The sequence below is a fragment of the Mesorhizobium sp. genome, from assembly GCF_005063415.1.
GTDB lineage: Bacteria > Pseudomonadota > Alphaproteobacteria > Rhizobiales > Rhizobiaceae > Mesorhizobium.
Map to the genome: position 1 here is coordinate 27,201 of NZ_SUEG01000050.1, position 8,661 is coordinate 35,861.

The 8,661-nt window shown below is 62.2% G+C and carries 7 protein-coding genes, 1 pseudogene and 1 riboswitch; of the genes and pseudogenes, 2 read left to right on the plus strand and 6 right to left on the minus strand.

Annotation, left to right across the window (positions count from 1 at the left end; translation table 11 throughout):
- Nucleotides 1–446, plus strand: a pseudogene (locus E5W70_RS15475) (ceramide glucosyltransferase); the annotation flags it as partial.
- A 36-nt stretch (nt 447–482) separates the two neighbouring features.
- On the opposite strand, the gene E5W70_RS15480 reads toward E5W70_RS15475, so the two are convergent.
- Entirely contained in the window at nt 483–1,673 is a 1,191-nt protein-coding gene (locus E5W70_RS15480) for an O-succinylhomoserine sulfhydrylase (protein WP_292659518.1), read from the minus strand.
- Between the two features lie 70 nt (nt 1,674–1,743).
- A riboswitch (SAM riboswitch) is annotated at nt 1,744–1,821 on the minus strand.
- A gap of 135 nt (nt 1,822–1,956) precedes the next feature.
- Here E5W70_RS15480 and E5W70_RS15485 point away from each other — a divergent pair.
- The gene (locus E5W70_RS15485; RefSeq protein WP_292659520.1) at nt 1,957–3,051 is read left to right on the plus strand and encodes a 2'-deoxycytidine 5'-triphosphate deaminase; all 1,095 of its coding nucleotides are present in this window, start codon (nt 1,957–1,959) and stop codon (nt 3,049–3,051) included.
- Nucleotides 3,052–3,085: 34 nt separating this feature from the next.
- On the opposite strand, the gene E5W70_RS15490 is transcribed toward E5W70_RS15485, so the two are convergent.
- The 5 genes from E5W70_RS15490 to chvE form a co-directional block, all read right to left on the minus strand.
- Nucleotides 3,086–3,538 (minus strand): hypothetical protein, encoded by a 453-nt coding sequence (locus E5W70_RS15490; protein WP_292659522.1) that lies wholly within the window; start codon nt 3,536–3,538, stop codon nt 3,086–3,088.
- Nucleotides 3,539–3,565: 27 nt separating this feature from the next.
- On the minus strand, nt 3,566–4,558 hold the full coding sequence (araD1, locus tag E5W70_RS15495) for an AraD1 family protein (protein WP_292659523.1): 993 nt from the start codon (nt 4,556–4,558) through the stop codon (nt 3,566–3,568).
- 190 nt (nt 4,559–4,748) lie between these two features.
- On the minus strand, nt 4,749–6,041 hold the full coding sequence (gene mmsB, locus E5W70_RS15500) for a multiple monosaccharide ABC transporter permease (protein ID WP_292659525.1): 1,293 nt from the start codon (nt 6,039–6,041) through the stop codon (nt 4,749–4,751).
- Entirely contained in the window at nt 6,038–7,570 is a 1,533-nt protein-coding gene (gene mmsA / locus E5W70_RS15505; RefSeq protein ID WP_292659527.1) for a multiple monosaccharide ABC transporter ATP-binding protein, read from the minus strand. The genes mmsB and mmsA overlap by 4 nt, the downstream gene beginning before the upstream one ends.
- A gap of 99 nt (nt 7,571–7,669) precedes the next feature.
- Nucleotides 7,670–8,661: multiple monosaccharide ABC transporter substrate-binding protein (gene chvE / locus E5W70_RS15510; RefSeq protein WP_292659529.1), on the minus strand; the 992-nt coding region annotated here is incomplete at its 5' end.

Below are 8,661 nucleotides of genomic sequence, written 5' to 3' on the forward strand. Positions count from 1 at the left end.
GGCTCGGACTGCGGGTCAATCTTGTCGCTTCGCCCTTCGAACAGCCGCTCGGCCGGCGCACGCTTGGCGAGATCTGGTCGCGGCAGGCGCGCTGGGCGCGGCTGCGCCGCGTCACCTTTGCTCTGTTCTTTGCCCCCGAAATCCTGATCGGCGCGGCGCCGCCGCTGGTGCTTGCGCTGATCGCCGCGGCTGACGCCGGCGTCAGCCTGCCGGCAACCGCCATCGCCGTGCTGGTCGCGGCCTACCTGCCGGAATGCGTCTTGGCCTCGGCCAAGGGATGGCACCTGTCGCTGCGCACTATCCCGGCGATGATGGCGCGAGACCTGATGCTTCCCGCCATTTGGGCGCGCGGATGGCTGAGCGGCGCCGTCGACTGGCGCGGCAACGTGATGACTATCCAGACAAAGGCTGTCGCGGAGCTGGAAGAGACCCCGTCCGGCGCCTGATCAGCGCGTCCCCGCTCGCCTCTGTTCGGCCAGCCCTTATCCGGCAGCTCTCAGCGCTTGCTCGATATCTTCGAGCAGGTCGTCGGTGTCCTCCAGGCCGACGGAAAGCCTGAGCGTTCCGGGTCCGATGCCGAGTTCGGCACGCGCTTCATCGGTCAAGTTCTTGTGCGTCGTCGTCGCTGGATGGGTGATCAGGCTCTTGGCATCACCAAGATTGTTGGAAATCAGCACGATGTCGAGTGCGTTCTGGAAAGCAAAGGCCGCCTGCTTGCCGCCCTTCACATCCAGGCAGATCAGCGTCGAGCCGCCCGACATCTGCTTCTTGACCACGGCCGCTTGCGGGTGGTCGGCGCGGCCGGGATAGATGACGCGGGCGACTTGCGGGCGCTCGGCGAGGAAATCCGCGATGCGGCCGGCACTTTCCGTCTGCTGGCGTACGCGCATCGGCAGCGTCTCCAGGCCTTTCAGCAGCGTCCAGGCATTGAAAGGCGAGAGGCTGGGGCCGGTGTGACGGAAATAGTCATGCAAGTTTTCGTCGATCCACTTCTTGTCCGACAGAACGATGCCGCCAAGACAGCGCCCCTGGCCGTCAATATGCTTCGTGGCCGAATAGACGACGATGTGAGCGCCGAGCCGCAAGGGTTTCTGCTGCAAGGGCGTGGCGAAGACGTTGTCGACGATCAGCCTGGCGCTGATCGAATTGGCAAGTGCCGCGACGGCGGCGATGTCGACCACCTCCAGCGTCGGATTGGTCGGGCTTTCCAGGAAGAACAGTTTGGTATTGGGCCTAACCGCTTTTTCCCAATTGGCGATGTCGGTGCCGTCCACCAGCGTTGCCTCGATGCCGTATTTCGGTGCCAGCGTCTCGACCACCCAGCGGCAGGAGCCGAACAGCGCGCGCGCCGCGACGATATGGTCGCCCGCCTTGGCGCTGCACAGCAGTGCTGCCGTCACCGCCGCCATGCCGGATGCCGTGGCGCGCGCGTCCTCGGCGCCTTCCAGCGCGCACATGCGTTTTTCAAACATGTCGACGGTCGGGTTGGCATAGCGCGAATAGATGAAGCCCGGCTCCTCACCCTTGAAGCGGGCTTCCGCCGCTTGCGCCGTCTCGTAGACATAGCCTTGGGTGAGATACATAGCCTCGGAGGTCTCGCCGAAGCCGGAACGCAGCGTCCCGGCATGCACGAGTGCGGTCTGAGGCTTCCAGTCGCGCTTCTTGGTCATCATTCTATCCAAACACCAAAATTGGTCCAAACAACAAAAAACCGGTCGCGAAAGTCGCAACCGGTCCATATGGCCTTGCGGCCCGACGGTCCTTTAGCGACTTGTTTAACGTGGCTGCAAGCCGACCGGCCAAATCACCACGGGATAACGAGCTTTAGACCCGCGCCACGCTTGCGTCAATTGCCGGCATGATTAAGAGGGTTGTACCAAGCAGGTGCCAAAGGCGTCCACGGTCGGACCTGCGACAGAACAAGACCTCGCCCGGCGTTCGAACGGAGCCAGACCCTTGCGGCAGACAGGCATTCTTCCCGATCAGGATATTTCCGCGCTGTTCCAGTCGGGCGCGCTGAAATCGCCGCGCACGCTCGATGCCGATCAGATCCAGCCGGCCAGCCTTGACCTCAGGCTCGGCGACAAGGCCTGGCGGGTGCGTGCTTCCTTCTTGCCCGGCCCGGACCACAGGGTTGTCGATAAGCTCGACCGGCTGAAGCTGCACGAGGTCAACCTCGCCGAAGGTGCCGTGCTGGAAACCGGCTGCGTCTACATCGTGCCGCTGCTCGAAAGCCTGGCGCTGCCCGCGCATATTTCGGCTTCGGCCAACCCGAAAAGCTCGACCGGACGGCTTGATATCTTTACCCGGGTGATGACCGACCGTGGCCACGAGTTCGACAAGATCGCCGCCGGCTATGAAGGCCCGCTCTATCTGGAGGTCAGCCCGCGCACTTTCCCGATTGTGGTGCGGACCGGCTCGCGGCTGTCGCAGATCAGGTTCCGCACCGGCAATGCGCTGTTGTCGGAAAGCGAGCTGCACGACCTGCATCGCGCCGAGATGCTGGTCGCCACCGAACCGCCCAACATCTCAGGCGGCGGCATCGCGCTGTCGATCGACCTCGACGGCGACAAGGATGGGCTGGTCGGCTATCGCGGCAAGCACCACACCGGCCTGGTCGACGTCGACAAGCGCGCCGCGCAGGATGTCGTCGATTTCTGGGAGCCGCTCTACAAGAGCGGCGCCGGCGAGCTGGTGCTCGATCCGGACGAATTCTATATTCTGGTGTCGCGCGAGGCGGTGCATGTGCCGCCGCTCTACGCCGCCGAAATGACGCCCTTCGATCCGCTGGTCGGCGAGTTCCGCGTCCATTATGCCGGTTTCTTCGACCCGGGTTTCGGCCATTCGGCGTCGGGCGGCACCGGCAGCCGGGCGGTGCTCGAGGTACGCAGCCATGAAGTGCCGTTCATCCTCGACCACGGCCAGATCGTCGGACGGCTAGTCTACGAGCACATGCTGAAACGGCCGCAAGCGCTCTACGGCACCGATCTCGGCTCGAACTATCAGGCGCAGGGCCTGAAACTGTCCAAGCATTTCCGCGCCGCGCGCTGATCTTGTTCGCAAGCCGTCAGCCGCGAACAAGACGTCAGCCGCGAAACAGATATTCTTTCGCGGCGCCAAGGCAGCCATGAAACTGACCGATAAAGAGCAGTTCTCGCACTGCCAATCGCTTCTTCCCCCAAAATCCTCTGGTTTGCTTCTCGTCGTCAAGTGAGGCCCTTGAGCTGGACTGCAAGGGGAACAACTGCTTGCCGAGACATCCCAGCACATGGGCCCTGGCGGAGTCGATACCGCAGGCTCTGCCATTGTCGTTCATTCTGTCAGCGCGGAGTGCGGACGTCATGCGATCCGCGTTGCGCATCAGAAAGCTCACTTGCGATTTCGAATAGCCGGTGGCCAGAAGCCGGTTAGTCATCGACATCCGGGCTTCGCGATAGGATTTTGCGCTGCATTGTCCGGCGCTATAAGCCGCTGGGGAGAAATAGGCGAGGAACAGGACTAAACTTACGAACACAGTGCCAATCCGCAGGCCGTTCATCTTTCGCCCCTGAATTCTGTCACCAGTTTACAACGCCTTCACCGCCACCTTCACCGGCTGCTCGATTTCAAGCGGGTTGCGCAGCGGCAGGCCGAAATCCTGGGCCTCGATTTCGAACACGTCGCCGGCCTCGGTCCTGATGCCGTCGGCGAAGGACAGCGTCGCCGTGCCGAACATGTGCACATGCACGTCGCCCGGCTGGCGGAAGGCCGAGTATTTGAAGTGGTGATGCTCGAGATTGCCAATGGTGTGCGACATGTTCGCCTCGCCCGACAGGAACGGCTTTTCCCAAAGCAGCTTGCCGTCGCGCAGGATGCGTGAAGCGCCGCGGATATCGGACGGCAGATCGCCGATCAGGATCTCCGGCCCGAACGAAGCGTTGCGCAGCTTGGAATGGGCAAGGAAGAGATAGTTCACGCGCTCGGTGACGTGGTCGGAAAACTCGTTCGACAGCGTGAAGCCGACGCGGAACGGGGCGCCGTCGTCGCCGATCACATAGATACCGGCGATTTCCGGCTCCTCGCCGGCATCCTGGGCGAAGGCCGGCGACATAAGCGCCGCCCCGGGCGCCACTGCCATGGTGCCGTTGCCCTTGTAGAACCATTCCGGCTGCACGCCGGTCTGGCCCTTCGCCGGCTTGCCGCCCTCAAGCCCCATGCGGAACATCTTCATGGAATCGGTCAGCTGTTCCTCGCCGTCCGTGCTGAGCTTCTTGTGCATGGAATCGCGGGTCGCGGCGGAGCCGAGATGCGTCAGCCCGGTGCCGGTGAGATGGAGATGGGCCGGATCGGGATGGTTGATCGGCGACAGCAGCCGGCCCTTCTTGTAGGCTGCGTCGAGATCGACGGTTTCGCCGAAGCCCTTGCGCTCGATCAGGGCGACAAGCCCGCTGCCGGTGCGCGCGGCCTCCATCGCCAGCGAATAGACGCTGCGGGCGCCGTTGATGACGCGGGTCTTGCCGCCGTTGCGGGCAACGACGCGGATCGTCTCGGCGTCGTCGAGGATCTGTGAGATCAGCATGGTAACCCTCTCTGAATTGCGGGCCTGGCCTGCCTTTCTCGGCAAACCCTGCCCAGCGCGGCCCGGACCCTGTCCGCGCCTCGGTTGAAATTCTTCGTCCGGATTGCGCTCGCGGATCAGGTCCCTCGGGGGACTTCTTTGCGCCGCCCGGCAGCGCCGCGATGTGACCCGTATGCTTCCTGGTTGCCTCTCAAGCCTTGTTCTTGTTGTAGACGTCGAAGACGACGGCGCCGAGCAGCACCAGGCCTTTGACCACCTGCTGCCAGTCGACATTGACGCCCATGATCGACATGCCGTTGTTCATGACGCCCATGATGAAACCGCCGACCACCGCGCCGATGACCTGGCCGACGCCGCCCATCGCCGAAGCACCACCGATAAACACCGCGGCGATGACGTCGAGCTCGCTGCCGAGGCCGGCCGCCGGCACAGCCTGCCCCAGGCGCGCAGCGATAATCAGGCCGCCGAGTGCCGACAGCACGCCCATATTGATGAACACCATCAACGTCAGCCGTTCGGTCTTGATGCCCGATAGCTGAGCTGCCTTGGCATTGCCGCCCATCGCATAGATGCGGCGGCCGATGGTCATGCGTTTGGTAACGAAGACGAACAACGCGATCAGCACGCCCATCACCATGAGAACGATGGGAAGGCCCCTGTAGGTGGCGAATTGGTAGACGAGAAACAGCGCCAGCGCGCTGATCACCAGGGTCTTGACGACGAACAGCGAGAAGGGCTCGGCTTCGTAGCCATGCTTCTCGCGGGTGCGCCGTGCCCTGAGCCCGAAATAGGCATAGGCGAGCACGGCGACGAGGCCGATCACGATCGTCGTCAGGTGCAGCGTCAGGCCGCTGCCGACAATGGTTTTGCCGGCGGCGTTCACTGTTGGCGGTATCAGCGTTAATGGGCCGATCAGGTCCGGAATGAAGCCGGAACTGAGCGCCTTGAAGCCGACGGGGAGCGGCCCCACGGAAGACCCGCCACCCAGCAGCGCCTGGCAGATGCCGCGGAAGATCAGCATGCCCGCCAGTGTGACGATGAAGCTCGGTATTCGATGATAGGCAATCCAGTAGCCTTGTGCCGCGCCGATCGCGCCACCCACGATCAGGCAGATGATCGACACCACCAGCGGATTGCTCAATGGGCCAAGCGGCCAGATGACCATCATCATCGCCGCCAGTGCGCCGATGAAGCCGGCGACGGAGCCGACGCTGAGATCGATATGGCCCGAAACGATCACCAGAAGCATGCCCAGCGCCATCACGATGATGAAGCTGTTCTGCTGAACCAGATTGCTGAGGTTCACCGGCTTGAACAGCGTTCCGGACGTGGTGAACTGGAAGAACACCATGATTGCGATCAACGCCAGCACCAACCCGTATTCGCGCAGGTTGGTGACCAGCGCCGAGACGGCAATGCGAGGTCCCTGTTGTAAGTCCTGGGCAACGCCGGTCTGCGGCCCGGGAGCGCTTTCGGTGCTCATGATGCTTTTCCTTCTCCGCGGACGATGGCGCGCATTATCTTTTCCTGGCTGGCGTCGCTTGCCGCCATTTCGCCGACGATGCGTCCTTCGTTCATGACGTAGATGCGGTCGGTGATGCCGAGCAGTTCGGGCATTTCCGACGAGATGACGATGATTGCCTTACCCTCGGAGGCGAGACGCGCGATGATCGTATAGATTTCATACTTGGCACCGACGTCGATACCGCGTGTCGGCTCGTCGAGAATCAGCACTTCCGGATTGGCGAACAGCCATTTCGACAGCACCACCTTCTGTTGATTTCCGCCAGAAAGGTTGCCGGTCATCTGGTAGACGCTCGAGGCGCGGATATTGGTCCTGCCGCGATAATCATTGGCGACCGAAAGCTCGCGCAAATCGTCGATCACGCCGTGGCGCGACACGCCGGGCAGGTTGGCCAGCGTGATGTTGTGCTTGATATGGTCGATCAAGTTGAGACCGTAGGTCTTGCGGTCCTCGGTAACGTAAGCGATGCCGTGTTCCACCGCCTTGCTCACCGAGGAGACATCGATCGGCTTGCCGTTAAGGAACGCCTCGCCGGTGATGCGACGGCCATAGGACCGGCCGAACAGGCTCATCGCAAACTCGGTCCGGCCGGCGCCCATGAGCCCGGCAATGCCGACCACTTCGCCCTTGCGGGCGTTGAGGTTGATACCCTTGATGACCTGCCGCTCGGCATGGATGGGGTGGTAGACCGACCAGTTTTTCACTTCGAGAACGGTCTCGCCGATCTTCGGCTCGCGCGGCGGATAGCGGTCGTCGAGCGAACGGCCGACCATCGAGGTAATGATGCGGTCCTCCGAGATGTCCTTCTTGGCCAGGGTCTCGATGGTCCGCCCGTCACGGATGATGGTGACCTTGTCGGCGACCCGGTTCACCTCGTTGAGCTTGTGCGAGATGAGGATCGAAGTGATGCCCTGCCGCTTGAATTCGAGCAGCAGATCGAGCAGCGCCTGGCTGTCCTTTTCGGACAGGCTCGCGGTCGGCTCGTCGAGAATGAGCAACTTCACTTCCTTGCTGAGCGCCTTGGCGATCTCGACCAGCTGCTGCTTGCCGACGCCGATATTCGTGATCAGCGTGTTGGGGTCTTCCTTGAGGCCGACCTTCTTGAGCAGGGCGCTGGTGCGCGTCTCGTTGGCGTTCCAGTCGATGACGCCGTATCTGGCGTGCTCGTTGCCGAGAAAGATGTTTTCGGCAATCGACAACATCGGCACCAGCGCAAGCTCCTGATGGATGATGACGATGCCCTTGCGTTCGCTGTCATGGATACCTTTGAAATGGCACTCATCGCCGCGATAGATGATCTGGCCGTCATAGGTGCCGGACGGATAGACGCCCGACAGCACCTTCATCAGCGTAGATTTGCCGGCGCCGTTCTCGCCGACCACGGCATGGATCTCGCCTTCCTCGACCATGAGCTTGACGTTCGACAGCGCCTTGACGCCGGGAAACGTCTTGGTGATGTCGCGCATCTCCAAAATCGTCGATGCCATTGAGAATACCACTCCTGCGAGGTCCGCAAACAATACCGGGCTGGCTCGCCAACGAAAAGGGGCCCTGCCTGCGCAGGACCCCAGGCTTTGTAACCGCGATTACTTCAGTTCTTCGGCCTTGATGTAGCCGGAGTCGACCACCAGCGCCTGATAGTTCGACTTGTCGACGTCATGCGGCGTCAACAGGATCGAGGGAACGACCTTGACGTCGTTGTTGTAGGTCGTGGTGTCGAGACCTTCCGGCTTGCCGCCCGAGAGCACCTTGTCGACGAGTTCGACCGTCGCCTTGGCGAGTTCGCGGGTGTCCTTGAACACGGTCGAATACTGTTCGCCGGCAATGATCGCTTTGACCGAAGCGGTCTCGGCGTCCTGTCCGGTGACGACCGGCCATGGCTGATCGGCAGTGCCGTAGCCTACGGCGCGCAGCGAAGCGATGATGCCGCGCGACAGGCCGTCATAGGGCGAGAGCACGCCATCGACGCGGCTGCCGTCCGAGTAGTTGGCGGAGAGCAGATTGTCCATGCGGGCCTGGGCGGTTGCCGCCAGCCAGCGCAGCGTGCCGACCTTGTCCATGCCCATCTGGCCGGACTTCACGACGAGGGTCTTGTCGTCGATCAGCGGCTGAAGAACCGACATGGCGCCGTTATAGAAGAAGAACGCATTGTTGTCGTCCGGCGAACCGCCGAACAGCTCGATGTTGAACGGACCCTTCTTCTCGGGATAGCCGAGGCCCTTGAGCAGCGATTTGGCCTGGATGACGCCGACGCCGAAATTGTCGAAGGTGGTGTAGTAGTCGACATTTGGCGTCTTCTTGATCAGGCGGTCGTAAGCGACGACGACGACGCCTGCGTCATTCGCCTTCTGCAGCGCATCGCCCATCGTGGTGCCGTCGATCGAAGCGATGATCAGCGCCTTCGGGCCCTTGGTGATTTCGTTTTCCAGCTGGCTGAGCTGGTTCGGAATGTCGTCCTGCGCATATTGCAGGTCGACAGTGTAGCCCAGAGCCTCGAGCTGGGACTTGACGGCGTCGCCGTCGTTGATCCAGCGCTGCGAGGTCTTGGTGGGCATCAGCACGCCGATCAGGCCTTCGC

Coding starts and splice junctions, on each gene's coding strand:
- E5W70_RS15480 (WP_292659518.1), bottom strand. CDS start 1,673: ATGATGACCAAGAAGCGCGACTGGAAGCCTCAGACCGCACTCGTGCAT.
- E5W70_RS15490 (WP_292659522.1), bottom strand. CDS start 3,538: ATGAACGGCCTGCGGATTGGCACTGTGTTCGTAAGTTTAGTCCTGTTC.
- araD1 (WP_292659523.1), bottom strand. CDS start 4,558: ATGCTGATCTCACAGATCCTCGACGACGCCGAGACGATCCGCGTCGTT.
- mmsB (WP_292659525.1), bottom strand. CDS start 6,041: ATGAGCACCGAAAGCGCTCCCGGGCCGCAGACCGGCGTTGCCCAGGAC.
- mmsA (WP_292659527.1), bottom strand. CDS start 7,570: ATGGCATCGACGATTTTGGAGATGCGCGACATCACCAAGACGTTTCCC.